General features: G+C 67.4%; 14 protein-coding genes. 12 read left to right on the forward strand and 2 right to left on the reverse strand.

Annotated elements, in window-relative coordinates:
• Positions 1-89: 89 nt before the first annotated feature.
• Positions 90-1,481, reverse strand: a complete 1,392-nt coding sequence (locus ACZ55U_RS32405; RefSeq protein ID WP_465531913.1) for a helix-turn-helix domain-containing protein — start codon at positions 1,479-1,481, stop codon at positions 90-92.
• 209 nt (positions 1,482-1,690) lie between these two features.
• Here ACZ55U_RS32405 and ACZ55U_RS32410 point away from each other — a divergent pair, with 209 nt between their 5' ends.
• From ACZ55U_RS32410 to ACZ55U_RS32465, 12 genes are all read left to right on the forward strand, one after another.
• Positions 1,691-2,941 carry a methionine adenosyltransferase gene (locus ACZ55U_RS32410; RefSeq protein WP_465531915.1) on the forward strand — a complete coding sequence of 417 codons (1,251 nt, stop codon included), beginning with the start codon at positions 1,691-1,693 and terminating at the stop codon, positions 2,939-2,941.
• Positions 2,942-3,015: 74 nt separating this feature from the next.
• Positions 3,016-3,900, forward strand: coding sequence for an aminoglycoside phosphotransferase family protein (locus ACZ55U_RS32415; protein WP_465531917.1), 885 nt, complete (start codon positions 3,016-3,018; stop codon positions 3,898-3,900).
• Complete coding sequence (locus ACZ55U_RS32420) at positions 3,897-4,607, forward strand: histidine phosphatase family protein (RefSeq protein WP_465531919.1); 711 nt, start codon at positions 3,897-3,899, stop codon at positions 4,605-4,607. The genes ACZ55U_RS32415 and ACZ55U_RS32420 overlap by 4 nt, the downstream gene beginning before the upstream one ends.
• Complete coding sequence (gene serS, locus ACZ55U_RS32425; RefSeq protein ID WP_465531921.1) at positions 4,600-5,892, forward strand: serine--tRNA ligase; 1,293 nt, start codon at positions 4,600-4,602, stop codon at positions 5,890-5,892. Before ACZ55U_RS32420 ends, serS begins: the two co-directional genes overlap by 8 nt.
• Complete coding sequence (locus ACZ55U_RS32430; protein WP_465531923.1) at positions 5,893-6,915, forward strand: glycosyltransferase; 1,023 nt, start codon at positions 5,893-5,895, stop codon at positions 6,913-6,915.
• Positions 6,909-7,955, forward strand: coding sequence for a hypothetical protein (locus ACZ55U_RS32435; RefSeq protein WP_465531925.1), 1,047 nt, complete (start codon positions 6,909-6,911; stop codon positions 7,953-7,955). The genes ACZ55U_RS32430 and ACZ55U_RS32435 overlap by 7 nt, the downstream gene beginning before the upstream one ends.
• Positions 7,952-8,221, forward strand: a complete 270-nt coding sequence (locus ACZ55U_RS32440; RefSeq protein ID WP_465531927.1) for a hypothetical protein — start codon at positions 7,952-7,954, stop codon at positions 8,219-8,221. The genes ACZ55U_RS32435 and ACZ55U_RS32440 overlap by 4 nt, the downstream gene beginning before the upstream one ends.
• Positions 8,222-8,532: 311 nt before the next feature.
• Entirely contained in the window at positions 8,533-9,471 is a 939-nt protein-coding gene (locus ACZ55U_RS32445) for a hypothetical protein (protein ID WP_465531929.1), read from the forward strand.
• Positions 9,472-9,576: 105 nt separating this feature from the next.
• On the forward strand, positions 9,577-13,212 hold the full coding sequence (locus ACZ55U_RS32450) for a DEAD/DEAH box helicase family protein (RefSeq protein ID WP_465531931.1): 3,636 nt from the start codon (positions 9,577-9,579) through the stop codon (positions 13,210-13,212).
• Positions 13,213-13,511: 299 nt separating this feature from the next.
• The gene (locus ACZ55U_RS32455) at positions 13,512-14,654 is read left to right on the forward strand and encodes a restriction endonuclease subunit S (RefSeq protein ID WP_465531933.1); all 1,143 of its coding nucleotides are present in this window, start codon (positions 13,512-13,514) and stop codon (positions 14,652-14,654) included.
• Complete coding sequence (locus ACZ55U_RS32460; protein ID WP_465531935.1) at positions 14,651-16,216, forward strand: class I SAM-dependent DNA methyltransferase; 1,566 nt, start codon at positions 14,651-14,653, stop codon at positions 16,214-16,216. The genes ACZ55U_RS32455 and ACZ55U_RS32460 overlap by 4 nt, the downstream gene beginning before the upstream one ends.
• Before the next feature lie 143 nt (positions 16,217-16,359).
• Entirely contained in the window at positions 16,360-17,247 is an 888-nt protein-coding gene (locus tag ACZ55U_RS32465; protein WP_465531937.1) for an LLM class flavin-dependent oxidoreductase, read from the forward strand.
• Between the two features lie 93 nt (positions 17,248-17,340).
• Here the strand turns inward: ACZ55U_RS32465 and ACZ55U_RS32470 are convergent, their stop codons facing one another.
• Entirely contained in the window at positions 17,341-18,333 is a 993-nt protein-coding gene (locus tag ACZ55U_RS32470) for a hypothetical protein (protein ID WP_465531939.1), read from the reverse strand.
• Between the last annotated feature and the right edge of the window lie 125 nt (positions 18,334-18,458).

Raw genomic sequence — 18,458 nt, forward strand, 5'->3', positions numbered from 1 at the left:
CCCTACGACCCCGTCACCCACCAGACCAACAACAAGATCAAAACGACTCCCGAGACGGCTCCGGCGGCATAGAGGTTGACTCAGGAAACTCACGCTGCCACCGTATCGGCGATCTGTTCCCGCAGGTCCCGGATGTCGCCGAGGTTGCGGTGGCGATGGGCGACGCGACCGAGTTCAGCCAGCTCGTGGTTGGCACGCAGCGAGCGGAGGTCGCTGACCTCCGCGAGGGCACTGCGGCCCTCGGCCAGCGCCTGCTCAGGGTCGCCGGCGGCCATCTGGAGCGTGGCGAGTTTGGTGCGGGAGAACGCGCGGGATCTGGCGAATCCATCGCCGTGGCCATTGACCGCTGCCTGGAGTCGCCGGAGGGCTTCCTGCGGCGGATGGCCGGCGAGGGCGAGGTCGAACAAGGCGTGGCCGGTATCGCCGTGGTGCTGGGCGCCGTCGTAATACGCCATCCACGGTCCCTCGGCGGCCGGGGCGATCGAGGCGAACGAGTCGTCGGACGCGCCGATCGCGGCCAGGGTCTGCTGGGCGCGCCCCATCTTCGCCAGGGCCCGCGCGCGAGCGTTGTGGAGCATGGACTGCTCCGCGGGGGAGAGTCGGTCGGCGCGGGCCAGGCCGAGCTCGGCGAAGGTGAGACCGGCGTCGGGGTCCCCACACCAGATGGCCTGGCGGGAGCGGAGGTTGTAGGAGATGGCGCGTAGCGGCCAGTTGTCCACTTCCTCGGCGCACGAGGTGGCGAAGGCGAAGAGCCGGCGGGCGTCTTCGTGGGCGAAGGCGTCGAAGGCCGAGGCGCCGACCACGGTCGCCAGGCGGCTGACGGCTCCGAACAGTTCAGCCCGCAACGGAGCGGGGCAGCGACTCTTCAGGAGGCTGGCTGCCCAGCGCAGTTGGGCGAGCGCCGTGTCACGGACGACGCCGGCGCCGCCGTAGAGGTTGTCCCAGCTGCGCAGTGTGGTCGCTGCGGTGCGGATCTGCTCGACGTCGGCGGGCCGGACAACTGCGGGTACCGCGGCGGCTGGGGTGGAGGTCAGGAGCTGGGCCAGAGGGCCGGCGGCGAGAGCTGCACTCGTCACGGCAAGGAAGTTGCGTCGTTCCACGGGGTCGGACTCATTCCACTCGGGGGCTGGCGGTGGCATTTCCAGCGTGCCCCCGAGCACCTCGCTTCGGGGAGGCTTGGCGGCCCCGTTGCGCCGTTTGTCCATTACCCCTGAGCGGTTGTCCAATTCAGCCTCGGCCAGCACGACGCTTCGCGCGAGCACTCCGCCGGTGTCCAAGACCGCGTCTAACGCCTGGGCGTGGTGAAGCTTGCAGGGCCGTTCCGCCCGCTCGATCTTGCTGATCAGGTCCCCACTCAAGTGGACCAACTGCCCGAGCCTGTCCTGGCTCAGCCCCCTGAGCTTCCGCCAGTACTGAAGTTCCGCGTCGAACCAGTGGGCCGCGGATCGGGTGGGGTCCAGAGGCTTGAGTGGTCGCGGCACTTGATCCCCCAGGGCGTCTCTTGTGGACAGCGGGCGCTGTCCGAATGCCGGTACTGGTCGAGCGGTTCACCGGCAGGGCTGAATGTTTCCGAGCGCTAAGCGCCCATTACACACCGCTACGGGTCTGACGTGCAGGTGTTCGGCACATCAGCGCGCAACGAAGGCGCGTGCTGCCCGCCGTAGCCGGACCGACCGAAGAGGAGATCGCCATGCAGCGAGTCAGCACGACCGTGCAGAACAGCAGCATCACCATCGAGACCGGGCGTCCGCTCCCCACCGACCTCGTCCTGCTGGAACGCAAGGGACTCGGCCACCCCGACACCCTCGCCGACCACCTGGCCGAGGAGCTCTCCCGCGCGTACAGCCGCTACACGCTCGACCGATTCGGCGCCGTGCTCCACCACAACTTCGACAAGCTTGCTCTGCTCGGAGGTTCCTGCGAAGTCCGTTACGGCGCCGGCCGGATGACGGCTCCGGTGAAGGTGCTGGTCAACGGTCGGGCCGCGTACGCCTGCGGCGGCGAGGACATCCCGGTACAGGAGCTGGTCGAACAGGCCGTCACGGCCTTCCTCCACGACCGGCTGCCCGAGCTCGTCGGCCACCTCGACCTGGTCTTCAACATCACCAGCAACCCCAGCCCCGGCGCGGTGGTCACCGACGAGAGCGGCACCGACCGGTCGCGCTGGTTCGCGCCCCGCTCGGTGGACGACCTGCGCGAGCGCCACACCCTGCTCGCCAACGACACCTCGCTCGGCACCGGCTGGGCTCCGATGGCCCCGTTCGAGCAGTTCGCCCACGCGCTCGTCAACCACCTGTCCGGGGTCAGCGAGTTCACCCGGGCGAACCCCTGGTGCGGCTCCGACGTGAAGCTGATGGGGCACTTCGACGGCGCCAAGGCCGAGGCCATCCTGTGCGTCCCCCAGAAGTCCGAGCACGTGCCCGACCGGGCCGCGTACCTCGCCAACAAGGAGGAGGTCCTGGCCGAGTGCGCCCGGTTCGCCGAGCAGCACCTCCCCGGCGTCGAGATCACCTTCCTCCTCAACGCCCGCGACGTCCCCGAGAAGGACGAGCTCTACCTGACCTACACCGGCAGCTCCATCGAGTCGGGCGACGAAGGCGTCGTCGGCCGTGGCAACCGGGTCAACGGCCTGATCACCCCGCTTCGCCCGATGAACCTGGAAGGAGCCAGCGGCAAGAACCCCGTCTACCACGTCGGGAAGCTCTACAACCTCGCGGCCACCCGACTCGCCCAGCGCCTGTACGACGAGACCGGCAGCTACGCCGAGGTGCACCTGGTCAGCGCGACCGGCCAGCGGCTCGACCAGCCCTGGAAGGTCCTGGTCCGGCTCGCGGCCGAGGACCCGGAGATCGAGAAGGTACAGGCCCAGGTCGCCCTGGCCCTCGGGGGCTTCCCGGAGCTCACCGCCGAGCTGGTCCACCACGGCGTCCGGCTCAGCTGATGCACACCGGATCGCCCACGCTCCTGCCCCCGCGCAGCGCTTGGCAGCGGCTCCGGGAGCACTACGGTTCGGGGGTGCACGGGTGGCTGGCCCGCGCCCCTGAGGTCTTCAACGAAGCCGCACGCCGCTGGCAGTTGACCCTCGACGGCTACCACGACGCCGGCCACGCCTCCCTGTTGATGGTGGCGCGCGAGCGAGCCAGCGGGCGCGAGGTCCTGTTGAAGGCATGGCCCGACCACAGCCGCTACCGCAACGAGATGATCGCGCTGGGGATCTGGGCGGCCGGGCCGGCCGTCAGGGTGCTCGAGCACGCGGACGACCTCGGCGTCGCCGCCCTGGAGATGGTGGCAGCCGTACCTGGCGGTTCCGTCGGACCGGAGATGCACGAGTACGAGACAGTAGCCGCCGCTATGCGGCAACTACATCGCCTTGGCCGGGCCGCGAACACCACGGCCTCAGCACTTCCCAGCCTCCACGACTTCCTCGAATGCGAGTTGGTCCCGCGAGTGCACCGTCGCCTGGCGGCGCAACGCCCCCAGTTGGAGGTCGACTGGGCGAGGCTCGGCGAGCGCTTGGTCACCGGACTGCGCCCGGACGCGGCACGGGCATCGGTCCTCCACGCTGACGTCTACCGCGAGAACGTCCTCTTCGACGACCGACGGGCGCCGGTCCTGGCGGACCCCCTGCCGATGGTCGGCGACGAGGTCTTCGACTGGGCGTTCTGGACCGTCTACTACGACCTGGGCACGGACACACGGGACCGCTTCGAGATCGCTGTCACCACCGCCGGCCTCGATCCGCGGCGGCTACGGCACTGGAGCCTCGCACTTTGCGTGGACGGGCTCCTCTACTACCGCGAGGTGGGGGACCACCGCGCCTCCGTGATGGAGCGGGTGATCGCAGGGCTGGCCGGCGACCTCGATCTCACTGCGGTGCCGGAGAAGGGCGGCCGGACGTGACCACTTACCTCCTGCGCCATTCCAGTACCCACTACAGCGCGGCTCACCGGGTCAACGGCGACCCGACTGTCGATCTTCCACTGGATCCGGCGGGACGCGCCGCCTGCCGGACGGGTAGCAGCGTGCTCGCTGCCGTTCAACCGAAGATCTGGCTCACCTCGGCGTTCGCCCGGACGGGTGAGACGGCCCGGCTGCTGATGGGCGATACCGATCATCCTGTCAGGGTCGAGCCCGCCCTCAATGAAATCGACTACGGGCAGTTCGAAGGCGGCTTCTTCACGGAGTACGCGCGCTGGCTCGTCGCCGCCGGACCATGGGAGAACCCGCCCGGGGCCGCCGAGTCCCAGCGCGAAGCCATCCGCAGAATGCTCGCCGGCCTCCGGAGCGCACTCCAGCTGCCCTCGCCTCGGATGGTCGTCGCGCACGGCCTGCTGGCCTCCGTGCTGCGGTGGCGCAGACGGACCTCGCGCGACGCCCCCGGGCGGGCCATGCCGATCTTCTTCGACGAGGTGCCCTGCCTGTACCTGGTCAGGATCGAGGACGGCGAACTCGAAGACCTGATCACGTCCCTGCTCGAAGTCCTGGATGCGGAGACACAGGAGACCACCGCAGCGGGCGGATGGTCATCGCGGCCAGAAGACCAGCGCACGCTTGCTACCTTCGATGGACCATCTGTCCAGCTGGAGGAGACGAACTCCCATGCATGATCCCCGCGCCCTCATCGAGATGGGTTCCGAGGCGGTCCGCCGCCTCGCCCGCCGCGGCTACACCCTGGATCTGTCTGCGTTGGAGTCTCTTCAGTCCAGCCGATCCCAGCTCATCACTCGTGTGGACGAGCTGCGGGCCGAGTCGAAGCGGGTCGCCCAGGAGGTCCAGCAGGCGGCCCGCCAGGGCGGCGACACCGAGACGCTGAAGGACCGAGCCCGCGAGCTCAAGGAAGAGATCCGGTCGGCCGAGGCGGAGCAGGAGCAGGTACAGCAGGAGTTGCGCGACTTCCTGCTGACCATTCCCAACCTGCCGCTCGACAGCACCCCCGAGGGCGACTCGGACGAGCACGCCGTCGAGATCCGTCGCTTCGGCACGCCGCCGTCCTTCTCCTTCGAGCCGAAGGACCACGTGGACCTCGGCGAGGCCCTCGGCATCCTCGACTTCGCCCGTGCCAGCAAGCTCTCCGGCTCCCGGTTCAGCGTCTCGCGCGGTGCCGGCGCCGCCATCGAGCGCGCCCTGGCGACGCTCTTCCTGGACCTGCACACCAAGCGGCACGGCTACGTCGAGCACGCGGTCCCGTACCTCGTCACCCGGCAGACCATGACCGGCACTGGCCAGCTCCCGAAGTTCGAGGAGGACCTCTTCGCCACCGGCATGGGTGACCGTGAACTCTTCCTGATCCCCACCGCCGAAGTCCCGCTCACCAACCTCTACGCGGACGAGATCATCCCGCCCGCCGACCTCCCCCTGGCCCTCACCGCGCACACCCCGTGCTTCCGCTCGGAGGCCGGCTCCTACGGCCGCGACACCCGCGGCATCCTGCGCCAGCACCAGTTCTCCAAGGTCGAGATGGTCCGCATCTGCGACCCCGAGGACTCCCAGGCCGAGCTGGAGAAGATGCTCAGCCACGCCGAAGCTTGCCTCAAGGAACTGGGACTGGCCTACCGGGTCGTCCAGCTCGCCGCCGGCGACCTCGGCTTCTCCGCCCAGATCACCTACGACATCGAGGTCTGGCTGCCCAGCCAGCAGACCTACCGCGAGATCTCCTCCGTCTCGGACTGCGGCTCCTTCCAGGCCCGCCGCGCGGGCATCCGCACCCGGGACGAGCATGGCAAGACCAAGCCCGTCGCCACCCTCAACGGGTCCGGACTGCCCATTGGCCGCACCCTGGCCGCCCTTCTCGAACAGTGCCAGCAGCAGGACGGCTCCATCGTCCTGCCCGAGGCCCTGGTGCCCTACCTCGGATTCCGCCGGATCTCGGCGGACGGAACAACGGAGGCATAAGTGTTAGTCGGCATCTGCGACTTCCCCAGCAGCTACACCTTCCCGCCCGTCGGCTACGGCGGGATCGAACGCTGGCTCTGGGCAGTGGCGGAAGGCGCCCGAGCCGCAGGCGCCGACGTACACCTCCTCGGCCCCGGCTGGAGGACCGACCTCGGAGCGGACTGGACCACTCGTCCGATCCGCCTCGAGGACCTCCAGCCGGGTACCCGGCAGACTCGTGACGTGCGGTCCACCGGCTACGACCTGCTCGTGGTCGGACACGAGTACCCGTCCCTCCCCGAGTGGCGTCGGGTCTGGGCCGATCTCGACTGCGACGTCGCGACCTTCCAGCACTCGCCGGTCTTCCGGCACGCCGCCGACGCCTTCGACGCGAAGCGCTCCCGGCTGTACTGCTACTCGCCCGAGATGGCGCGGCTGTACGCCGCCCACACGCCGGTGCTGGAGCACGCGGTCCACCTCGGGCTCGGTGAAGCCGAACCTCCCGCCAGGCCCGGCCGCGACCTCGTCTGGCTCGGCCGGATCGACGAGGAGAAGGCGCCGCACCTCGCGGTGCGCGCGGCCCAACTGCTCGGCCGGCGAATACGCATCGTCGGACCGGTTTTCGACAACGACTACGTGCGCCGTCACGAGGCCCTCTTCGCGGCTGATCACGTCAGCTGGGTCGGCGAAGTCGGAGGGGCGGCCAAGACGGCCGCGTTCTCCGATGCCTCGGTCTACGTCTACACCTGCTCACGAAGCTACGTGGAGGCCGGCGCCGCCGTGTTCGGGGAGTCCCTGCGTGCCGGCACGCCTGTCGCCGCGCTCTGCTGGCGAGACGGCACCTGTGCGGAGGCGGCTCTGTGCGAGAGCACCGGAGCCGTTGCCAGAGTCGATCCTGAGCACGACGACGAGGACGTGGCCCTGGTGCTTGCCACTGCGATCGAGCGGTGCCTGGAATTGGACGCACCGACCGTGCAGGACATCGGCCTGCACCGGTTCGACCCCGAGCGGCACTTCCGCGCGCTGGCGACCAGGCCGTGCTGACCGCGGACTCACCGTCGAGGCCTCTCGATCTCCTGAGCGACCGCCTCGGGCTCGGCACGCAGTGGGACATCGAGCACGGTGCCGACGGCCGCTTCGAGATCCGCCACCGCGACCGGGGGACGCCGTACCGGCCGGCAAGTCGACCGCTCCAGTGGGCCGGTCTGCTACAGCAGTTGGAGAGTGGCTTCCGTGCGGCGGGCGTCGCCCGCGCGAGACCGTTGCCCCTGCGGTGGGGCCGGGACACCGAGTTGACGATCTCCGCCGTCCAGGCGCTCGATCCCCTCCTCAAGGACGGAAAGCCGTATGTCTTCCGCCGTGGCTACCTTCCCCAGCCGGTCGTCCGACTGACCGGCGAGCGGGACCATGTCGGCGCCCTGAGGGAGGGATTCCTCACCTCGTTCGTCAACATCTCGCGGATCGAACCCGTCACTCGGCCGGCCGAGTTCACCGGGATTCTCGACCACTGGCTCACACTGTTGTCCGGCATCGGCCTCCACGCCAGACACCTCACCATCCATGGCCGCAACGCCGTCTGGCAACGCCGCGAAGTCTGCGGCCTCACGGTGCACTTCCGGCACCTGGACCTTCCCATCGGTGATATCGTCCTGCTCTGGAATGCTGCGGATCCCAGCTGCATGGCCGTGGACCTGGGCTCCGGCCTTGAGCGCCTGGCCTGGGCCCGCACCCGTCGCTCCTGGTGGGAGCTGGCCTTCGGCCGCTTCGCGACGGCCGGTGTGGACACCGACGTGCTCGACGCCGTTCGAACCGCGACGCTGCTCGTCGGTTACGGCATCGCCCCTGCGGCACGAGGGGCCGGCGGGATACTCCGCCGCATCCTTGCCGCCGTTCCTGCCGACGCCGCACCGCTCGGAGTCAGCGCCCTGGTCCGGGCGAGCCACGGGTTCTGGAGCCTCACCTCACCGATGGCCCTGCCGTGGCCCGAGGTCGCCTTCGTCATCGAGCGCGAGATCCACCGCCGCGACGTCACCTCCGCCACGCCTCTCCCCCTACCTCGGTCGAGCTGGAGCGACAGGACGTGAGGCCCCGACGTGACCGGAACCCGCCCGCCGAGTTCCGACTCCGCTTCGCCTGGACGACCGGGTTCTGCTTCAAGTGCGAGGAAGTCACCCAAGTCGCCGAGTTGGGCACACTCACCGTCGAAGGCGAGACCGTCACACTCGCGGCCTGCCACCTCTGCGCCTGGCGGCTGGAGCGGCAGCACCACCACGCCCGCCAAGCCCATCTCCGCGCCCAGCTCGCCGGTGCGTGGGCTGACGCTACGAGACGGGCAGCGGCCTGCATGTGAATAGGAGGGGTGTCGGTGGTGCGTGAATCCGCGTTCGGCTGTCGCCGAGAGGGCGGCCTCGGCCCTTCCGCCGTTTCGTGAAGAACACGGCCCTCAGCGCCGCGTGACGCTCGCGGCGCGAGCCTCGGGTCCGCAGCACGCCCGTTGCAGGCCGTCCTGCCAGCAGGCGACCGAGGTGTGATGGTGATCGCTTGGCGATCGCGTCGATCTTCGATCGGTGCGTGTGCTACGTTCCCAAGTCCAACCGAAAATAGGCGACCCCGGCGGTGGTGGAACACCCCGGGGTCCGGCACCAGGAGTGCGACCTCCCGATGCGTGTCCATCGTAGCGCCCACGCGCGCAACTTCACCGTGCTGCCCAACTGCATGCTGCAGTACCGGCAGCTGTCCTACACCGCCCGCGGCCTGCTCGCGGACCTCCTCTCCCGCCCGGACGGCTGGCGCGAGGACGGCCGGCACATGGCCGACAGCAGTCCCCAGGGACGCGGCGCGATCCGCAAGGCCCTGAAGGAGCTGACCGACGCCGGCTTCTACCGCGTCGAGAAGATCCGCATGCCGGACGGCACGATCATCACCGAGACCCACGTCTACGACACCCCACAGCTGGCGCTGCCGGGTGCCACCCGTCCGGTCTCCGGTGAAGCGAGCACCGGCGGTGCTGACGCCCTTGTAAAGAACCCGGATCAAGAAACCTCCCTCCCCGCCGACCACCCGCCGATCCTGGCCGACCGACCCGAAGGGCGGGAGGAGGGCCACGAGACCGTCCAGGAACCTCCGGCAGTGCAGGACGAGCAGATCCGCGAGGCAGTCGCCACGCTGTTCCGAGTGATCCGACCGGAGCCGCGCCTGCGCCTGGGCGACATCGAGGCGCGCGAGCTCGCGCCGCTGGTCGCCGAGTGGCTCAAGCGCGGCAGCACTCCTGCGGACCTGGCCCAGGCTCTGCTGCCGGGCCTGCCGGTGCCCATGCACTCACCCGTGGGAGTGCTCCGCAAGCGCCTCCAGCGCAAGATGCCACCCGTGCACGCCCCCGAGCAGCTCGCGACGCCCCGCTACGCCGAGTGCGCCCGGTGTCACGACCCGGTACCCCGACCGGGCATCTGTCGGGCCTGTGCTGGCCTCGGCACCTGCGCCGTCGCCGTAGGTGGCGGCGCGGCGGTGGCCCGCGCAGGGGCTGCACGAGTCCGGGCAGCGATACGAGCTTCCAACATCGGGCTGGGCACCGCGCGGCACGCACCCGCGACAGCAAGGTAGCGCTGGCGGTGCCGGTTTCGCCGAGACCGGCACCGCCGTTGAGGCCGAGTCACCGCCTCGGTCACGACGTCGTCGAACGCGGCGGCGACTACTGGCAGTTAACGCTTGCAACTGCAGATGGATCGTGTCATCCTGCAAGGCTTTGTCCTCACAGGCATGGAGGGGGAACTTGGGATGACGGCTAACGGTGCTGCGGGACCCGACCCGGGCGAGCTCGCTGCGCGATCTGCCAACTTCGGCTACCTGCTGCAGCACGAGCCGCTACTGGTGTCGTACGGGGTAACGGCCGAGTCGTACGTGCACTCCGACGCCAACGGCGCCATGTTCAAGGCGCGTGCGTTCGGCGAAGTCATGACCCGCTACTTGGTCGGGCTGCTGGGCATTCGGGTGGATCCGCGAGACCGCCAGGTCGATCGGATCAACGCCCTGGCCCGCGAAGGCGTCCTTCATCCGCAGGTGAAGGCGTGGTTCGAATCCGTTCGCGCTACCGGAAATCGTGCGGTTCACGACCACTACGCCGAGGTCCGGGCAGCCCTCGCTTGTGTTGAGAACTGCTTCCGACTTGGCGACTGGCTGCACCGTTCGCTGACCACCGACACAACTCATCGCGTCTTCCTTCCTCCGGCTCCCGCCACCCAGGGGCCGGTGCCGACAACGGCCCAGGAACAGCAGGAGCTGGAGCAGCTTCGAGCCGAGCTTGAGGCGTACCGCACCAAGCTCGCCGAGGCCCGACTGCGTTATGACGGCAAGCAGGACCGGCTGGAGCGTGAGCTCGTAGCCCGTGAGCTGGCGGAAGCCGAGCTCGCGCGGGCCGAGGCAGATCGGGCGGCACTCCGCGATCTGGTCGGTCAACTCAACGCCCGCCTTGAGCAGTTCAGTGCCGACGAGTTGCCGTTCACTGCTCCTGCGCGGCTTGGGGCCTCCCAGCGCGACGAGATCATCTCGCGCGCCCACAAGGCGGCCCAGCCGCCAATGAACGAAGCCCAGGTACGGGCGGAGATCGACCGCATGCTGGAGGCGGCCGACTGGGTGGTTCAGGATGCCTCTGCGGCCAACCTCCTTGCGGGCCGGGGGGTGGCACTCCGCGAGGTGAGCACGGCCGTTGGCCGAGCCGACTACCTTCTCTACGTCGATCACCGGCTGGTCGGAGTGCTTGAAGCCAAACGCGAAGGCGCTGATCTGACGGTCGCGCAGGACCAGGCAGCTCGCTATGCGTCGGGCCTGACGAAGGGCCAGCAGCTGAGCGCCTGGCGGGCAACCCTGCCCTTCCAGTACGTCTCGGACGGCAACACCTTCCGATTCAAGAACGAGCTCGACCCTGACGCCCGTACCCGCGACGTTTTCGCAGTGCACCGTCCGGAGACGATCGCCAGGTGGATCGAGGAGGCGGAAGCCGACCCGTCGGCGCCCACCTTCCGTGCGCGGCTTCGCCGACTGCCCCGGACCTTCCTCGATCCGGATCCGCTCCGGCCTGCCCAGGTCAAGGCAATCACTGGCCTGGAACGGTCGCTGGCAAGGGACGAACCGCGGGCACTGATCCAGATGGCCGCCGGCGCCGGCAAGACCTACACCGTGGTAAGCGAGAGCTACCGGCTGCTCAAGCACGCCAAGGCCAAGCGGATCCTCTTCCTCGTCGACCGCAACAACCTCGGCAAGCAGGCTGCCACCGAGTTCGACAACTTCAACACCCCTGATGACGGACGCAAGTTCACCGAGCTCTACCCGGTCCAGCGGATGTCCGGAAAGACCGTGCTCGGCTCGTCCGACATCGTCGTGTCCACGGTGCAGCGGCTGTGGCTGGCCCTGACGGGGCGGGAAGTGCCGGACGCGGACACCGAGGACGCGGCACTCGACCGCTACGACATGGTCGACGGCCCTGTGGAGGTCGGCTACAACTCCAAGATGCCGCCGGAGAGCTTCGACCTGATCGTCGTCGACGAATGCCACCGCTCCATCTACGGCAAATGGCGCGCAGTGCTTGAGTACTTCGACGCGCATCTGGTGGGCCTGACGGCCACCCCGGTCAAGCAAACGTTCGGCTTCTTCTTCCAGAACATCGTCAGCGAATACACGTACGAGCAGGCCGTCGCCGACGGCGTCAACGTCGACTTCGACGTGTTCCGGATCCGAACGGAGCTGGGCGAGAAGGGCGGCACGATCCCGGCCGAGACCGTGGTGCCCGTCCGGGAGCGCAAGACTCGCCGTGACCGCTACCAGGAGTTGGAGGACGACCTCAGCTGGGCGCCCTCGCAGCTCGGCCGCTCGATCATCAGCCGCGGACAGCTGAAGCTGGTCCTGGAGACCTTCCGCGACCGACTGTTCACCGACATCTTCCCGCCCGTGGGGGAAGGCGAGACGGAACACCGCCGCACCCACGTCCCCAAGACGCTGATCTTCGCCGTGGACGACAACCACGCCGAGGAGATCGTGGCAACGGCCCGGCAGGTCTTCGGCAAGGGAGACGACTTCTGCGTCAAGATCACGCACGCCGCCAAGCACCCAGATCGGCTGATTCAGGCATTCCGCAACAGCCCCGAGCTACGAATCGCGGTCACCGTCGACATGATCGCCACCGGAACGGACGTGAAGCCCCTGGAGTGCGTCTTCTTCCTGCGGGATGTGAAGAGCTGGGCCTACTTCGAGCAGATGAAGGGCCGAGGCGCCCGCACGATCGACCCGGATGAATTCCAGGCCGTGACACCCGACGCGAAGGTCAAGGACCGTTTCGTGATCGTCGACGCAGTCGGTGTCACGGACTCGCCGCGCGTCGACGCCCGTCCGCTCGTCCGTGCTTCCGAGAAGCAGATCCCGCTCCAGCGGCTGATCGACAAGAGCGCGACCTTCGCTCTGACCGAGGACGAGATCGCGACCCTTGCCGGCCGCCTCGCCCGCCTGGACAGGCAGCTGACCGAGGAGGAACGCGACGAGCTCGCCGAACTGGCCGGCGGCAAGTCGCTGAGCGAGATCGTCGGTGGGCTGGTCAATGCTGTGGACCCGGACGCCCAGGAGAATGCTCGCCGCATCGGAGGCCCGGATGCGGTCCGCCAGCTCGCAATCGACGGGTTGGCCCCCTTCGCCAACCGGGAGCTGCGGGAGCGAATCATGCAGATCCGCCGGGCGCACGACATCGTCTACGACGAGGTAAGCGTGGACGACATCGTCGAGGCCCGAGGCATCACCGCAGAAGAGATCGCGACCCAGCGGGTCACCTCGTGGCAGCAGTACCTCAAGGAACACCAGGACGTGATCACACCCCTGGAAGCGGCCTTCCGTGAGCGCCGCGACCCCCACGAGGTGTACCGGCAGCTGCGCGACCTCGCGCGTCGCATCGAGCGGCCGCCCTACCGCTGGACGCCGGATGCCCTGTGGAACGCCTACGTGCAGCTGGGCAAGGCCGCCGGGCGTCCGCAGCACGGCGCGGGCGTTGTCGATCTCATCGGCCTCCTGCGGGTAGAGCTTGGCCTGGATGAGACGGCACGGCCGTACCGCAGCCTGGTGGAGGAGCGCTACGCTGCCTGGCTCGCCCGCCAGCAGCAGGCCGGCGCTGCGTTCACCGGCGACCAGATCTGGTGGCTGGAGCGCATCGTCGATGTCATCGCCACAGACGCGGCGATCGAGCCCGACCACCTCAAGGACGTACCCTTCATCGAGCGCGGTGGAGTGGACGGCTTCCTCGCCGCCTTCGGTGGCCCCCGCGCGGCGGAGATTCTGGAAGACCTGGGACGGGAGCTGAGCGCGTGAGTGGGGACCTGCCTGACGGGTGGGCGTGGGCAACGCTTGGCGAGATCTCCCATTCCGTAAAGAATGGCATCTTCATTTCTCGTCCAAGCGTCGAACCTGATGGTTTGCCGATTCTTCGCATTAGCGCAGTGCGCCCGATGCGACTTAATTCTAACGACGTTCGCTATACGGGCCGGACAGTTCAAGAGATTCACGCCATTGGTGCACTGCTAGAGCCTGGAGACCTCCTCTTCACTCGCTACAACGGGAGCCCAGATCTCGTTGGTGGCTGTGCGATTGTGCCGGCCGGAAGCCAGTCCATGACCTACCCAGACAAGATCATCCGGGTCAGGGTAGTCGAAGAAGTCGCAGACCCACGATTCGTGATGTACGCCTTTTCGTGGGAAGGTGTCCGCAGTAGCGTACGGTCCTACATCAAGACAACCGCAGGTCAAGCCGGAATTGCTGGCGGCGAGCTAAAAAAGGTGCGCCTCCCGCTTCCCCCATTGGCTGAACAGCGCCGCATTGTCTCTGTTCTGGATGAACAATTTTCCAGGCTTGATGATGGCCTTGCGGAGGTAGACCGCGCTGAGCGCCGACTCGCTGCTCTGAACCGATCAATCCTTGGGAAAGCCGCCGAAAAGCTCCATGCAGATTTTCCGGAGGAGCGCCTCGGTGACCTGCTGCGTGAGCCACTGAGGAACGGCCACTCGGCTCGCCCGGCCAAAGGCGCAGGAATTCGAGCAATCACTCTTACCGCAGTAACGAAGGGTGAGTTCTCGGATGCCAACACTAAGATTACGTCCGCAGATCCAGCAAAGGTTGCTAATCTCTGGCTTGAGCCTGGCGACCTTCTAATCCAGCGCTCCAACACCCCGGAGCTTGTTGGCACATCTGCGCTATACGAGGGTCACCGCAACTGGTCGATTTTCCCCGATCTCCTCATTAGAGTGCGCGTGGACGAGGGGCGCATACTCCCCGGATATTTGCATATGATCTTGTCCTCCCCTGGCGTTAGGCGGTATTTCCGAGACTCGGCGAAGGGGCTCGCTGGCTCTATGCCGAAGATTGATCAAGGTACCATTCTTTCAGTGAAGGTCCCGGTGCCAAACCTTGAAGATCAAAGGGCGGCGGTCCAGAAAGTCCGTGATCAGGCTGACGCGGCACATCGGCTAAAGGCAGCCCTCGCTCGGGCCGAGGCACACGGTGCCGCGCTTCGTCGCTCGCTGCTTGCCGAGGCATTCGCCGGGCGACTTGTTGCTCAAGACCCAGCTGAAGAGTCAGCGACGGCCCTACTCGCGCAGGCCAAGGCATCATCGGTTGCTAGCACGCGTCGGCGTGGGACTGTGACAGGTCTCCTCGCAAGGCCGTCTACCCCTTCCAACCTTTCCCCGACGCCCTCTACCGCAAGCCACATTGGCCCTGGTGCTCAGACCGTCCTTGATCTGGAGATCTCCGAGTGACCACCATCGAGACTCGGCGCCTCGTCGACAAGCTCTGGAATTACTGCAACGTTCTCCGCGATGATGGCGTCTCTACGATCGACTACGTAGAGCAGTTGACCTTCCTGCTGTTTCTCAAGATGGCGGACGAAGCTCAGTCCAGGCCTGCCATGTTCCGCGAGCAGATCCTCCCGGCTGGCCCCGCATGGAGTGGCCGAGGTTGGCCTGAGCTGGTTAATGCCAAGGGCGACGCCCTGGAGATTGCATACCGCCACCTTCTTGAAGACCTGGGAAATGCTTCTCCGGGGACCACCTTTAACTTGATCTTCAACGGGGCGCGCAACAGGATTCAAGATCCTGCCAAACTGCGCCGCCTAGTCGTCGATCTGATCGACAAGGAGGATTGGTCGCAGCGGGGTACGGACGTTAAGGGTGACGCCTACGAAGAGCTTCTGGCCAAGGGCGCCGAGGACATCAAGTCCGGGGCGGGTCAGTACTTCACGCCCCGGTCGCTTATCCAGGCGATCGTCGACTGCGTGCGGCCCACACCGAACGACACGATTACGGACCCAGCGTGCGGGACGGGTGGCTTCCTCCTGGCAGCAGCCGAGTACCTTATCCGCGAGTACGGCGCCACCCTCACACCAGAGCAGCGCCGTGCCCTGAGCTCAGGCGGGATCTGGGGCACCGAGCTTGTGCGCAACACTGCGCGCCTGGCCGCTATGAACCTCTTCCTGCACGGCATCGGGCATGCCAACGGGCCGAAGCTGGTCAGGGACGAGGACGCTCTTGCGCAGCCGCCGGCGAAGCGCGCCAGTCTTGTCCTCGCCAACCCGCCCTTCGGTAAGAAGTCCTCGATCACCGTCTACGGCGAGGACGGCAGTGCCAGCCGCGAAGCCATCGCATATGAGCGCCGCGACTTCTGGGTCACCACCACCAACAAGCAGCTGAACTTCGTCCAGCACATCGCCTCTCTGTTGGAGATCCACGGTCGGGCGGCGGTGGTCCTGCCCGACAACGTCCTCTTCGAGGGCGGAGCCGGCGAGACTATCCGCCGTCGGTTGCTCAAGGAGTACGACCTTCACACCATGCTCCGCCTGCCGACCGGCATCTTCTATGCGGGCGGCGTCAAGGCGAATGTGCTGTTCTTCGACCGGAAGCCGGCGCGCCCCGAGCAGCCGTGGACGGAGAAGCTGTGGGTGTACGACTTCCGTACTGCGCAGCACTTCACGCTCAAGCAGAACCCCCTCACACGGGCCGCCTTGGACGACTTCGTCACGTGCTTCGCGGCAGACGACCGCAGCAAGCGAGTCGAGACTGAGCGCTTTAGGCCTTTCACGTATGACGAGCTGGTAGCCCGCGACAAGGTGAACCTCGACATCACCTGGCTACGCGACCCAAGCCTGGAGGACGCCGACTCCCTTCCTTCGCCCGAGGAGATCGCTGCGGACATCGTCGAGGACCTCCAGGCTGCCTTGGACGAGTTCGCAGCGATTGTCGACTCTCTCCGGCAGGCGCGCCAGCAAGCAGCGGATGCCACGGCGGAAGACCACCCAGACCAGGGTGATGAGTTGAGCGAGTAAGGCCCGCTGTATTGCCGGGCTCAGGGACTCCGGGCTTGACGCGGCATCCCAGAGCCCGGCAATACAGCGGCTCCTGCCTGCTTCGAACGCGTCCTCGGAGTACCGGCGGCATCCCGGCAGTTCCCCAGCGTAGGGTCGGTGGCATGCGTCTGAGTACCGTGATCCTCCCCATCCACCGGTGGGGCGAGGGACAGAAGATCTGGCGGCGGGCCGAGGACCTCGGCTTCCACGCCGCGTACACCTATGATCACCTCTCCTGGCGGTCGTTTCGGGATGAGCCGTGGTTTGGGTCGATCCCGACTCTCACAGCGGCGGCAGTGGCTACTGAGCGGCTTCGAATGGGAACACTCGTAACGTCGCCAAACTTTCGCCACCCTGTGACGCTGGCGAAGGAGCTGATCACGCTGGACGACGTGTCCGGCGGGCGGCTGACGCTGGGCATTGGCGCCGGTGGGGTCGGGTTCGACGCGACGGCGATGGGCCAGGAGGCGTGGTCGCCGAAGGAGCGGGCGGCGCGGTTCGGGGAGTTCCTGCCGCTGCTGGACGAACTGCTGACCAACGACGCCACGACGCGCGAGGGCACGTACTACTCGGCGGTCGAGGCGCGGAACGTCCCCGGCTGCGTGCAGACCCCGCGTGTGCCCTTCTACGTAGCCGCCGCCGGGCCGCGCGGGATGCGGCTGGCGGCCGAGTACGGGCAGGGCTGGGTGACGTACGGGGACCCGAAGGGGCCCGCGGACGTGCCGGTAGAGCAGGCACCCGGGGTCATCGCGCAGCAGATCGCGAAGCTGACGGCCGCCTGCGAGGTGAAGGGCCGGGACGTGGCGACGCTGGAGAAGATGCTCCTGCAGGGCTCGACGGCGGAGAAGCCCCTGGAGTCAGTGGACGCCTTCGTGGACTGGGCCGGGACGTACCGGGAGCTGGGGATCACCGAGCTGGTGATCCACTGGCCGGTGCCGGACTCAATCTTCGAGAACGACCTCGCCGTCTTCGAGCGGATCGCCACCGAGGGCCTGGCCCAGCTCGGCTGAGCCGGTCCTGCTCCACGTGGTTCGCGCCGTCGACCGACATGGAGCAACTGTCCGCCAGTGGCCGAGCGGACACTGGCGGACAGGCATCGAGACTCAGCTGTCGCGTCCTCCGGTGACCACGAGATCCGTCCCATCGAGCGTGGCTCCGACTGGCGACTCAGCCCACTTGGCGAGGAGGTCTGCGTGCTGTTCGACCTTGTCCAGCAGGCTCACGAGCTGGGCCGTATCCGGTGACGTGGGCAGTTCGCAGTGGATCAACGGTTCGCCGGTCGCGCTGCTGCACTCCTGGTCGTCGGGGTCATCGGGTTCCCAGCGGCAGATCTCGATCTCCCAGGAGCTGGCGGCCCTGTTACCGGGCTCCGGAGCGAGGATCGACAGGTAGTAGCCGTTCGAATCGTACGGCTCCGTAAAGATGCTGAGGGGAGCGTAATCCAGCGTGGCCTGCTCGCTGGAGCACTGGGAGTAGGCCGTCACCAGCACGCGCAGGTTGGCGACGGCTCGCTCGCGCTCCTTCGTCGAGATGTCCTTCTCGAGGCTGTCCAATTGCTCCCGGGCCTCACGGCTCAGCACGCGCATCCCGCCGTCGTACGCCACGAACGGGTGGCCGAACTCCCACTCCCTCCGCCCCTCCGTATCAGGCAAGGGAATCCCCTCCGAGTAGTCCGCCCAGGCATCGCGCAGCTCGCGTGCCTCCGTTGCCAGTTCCGCCTCGATCGCGGTAAGGACCGGCGGCGGCACCGCTCCCAGGGCGTCGTCCAGGTCGGTCAGAGCCTGATGGAGTTCCAGGCAGGTGTACTCGTACCACAGACTGTGCGCACCGTTCAGGAGACCTTCGCGTGAGTCCCGGTTTGTGAGCGCGGCGAGGTGCGTCCGGGGGTAGTTGTTCACGCCGCCGCCGCGGCGATCCCAAACACTCAGCGGAACGGTGGTCAAGGCTGAGATCCGGTTGAGCGCATCAACGATCGGCGCCGCCAGGGAAGGGCTGTTCAGACTCGTCACAGTGGATGAGGCGACCCCGGCGGACCCCTGGTAGGTCGCCAAGATCTGCGTCTTCCCGCGGTTCGCGTGCTGGGAGTAGATGGTCATAGGGCACCTTTCGACCACCGCGCTGATGGCAGCCCGCTGGTCACGTGAGTGATGGGGGAGCAAGGCGGTAGCGAGGGTGCTCTCCGACGCTCCGTGCCTCAAAAGACATCAGCGGTGGTCCAGGC

This window comes from Kitasatospora sp. NPDC034533 (assembly GCF_055575155.1).

Excerpts from the sequence above, each read along its gene's own strand:
- ACZ55U_RS32465 (WP_465531937.1), top strand. The coding sequence starts at position 16,360 with ATGCGTCTGAGTACCGTGATCCTCCCCATCCACCGGTGGGGCGAGGGA.
- serS (WP_465531921.1), top strand. The coding sequence starts at position 4,600 with ATGCATGATCCCCGCGCCCTCATCGAGATGGGTTCCGAGGCGGTCCGC.
- ACZ55U_RS32445 (WP_465531929.1), top strand. The coding sequence starts at position 8,533 with ATGCGTGTCCATCGTAGCGCCCACGCGCGCAACTTCACCGTGCTGCCC.
- ACZ55U_RS32410 (WP_465531915.1), top strand. The coding sequence starts at position 1,691 with ATGCAGCGAGTCAGCACGACCGTGCAGAACAGCAGCATCACCATCGAG.
- ACZ55U_RS32455 (WP_465531933.1), top strand. The coding sequence starts at position 13,512 with ATGACCTACCCAGACAAGATCATCCGGGTCAGGGTAGTCGAAGAAGTC.
- ACZ55U_RS32470 (WP_465531939.1), bottom strand. The coding sequence starts at position 18,333 with ATGACCATCTACTCCCAGCACGCGAACCGCGGGAAGACGCAGATCTTG.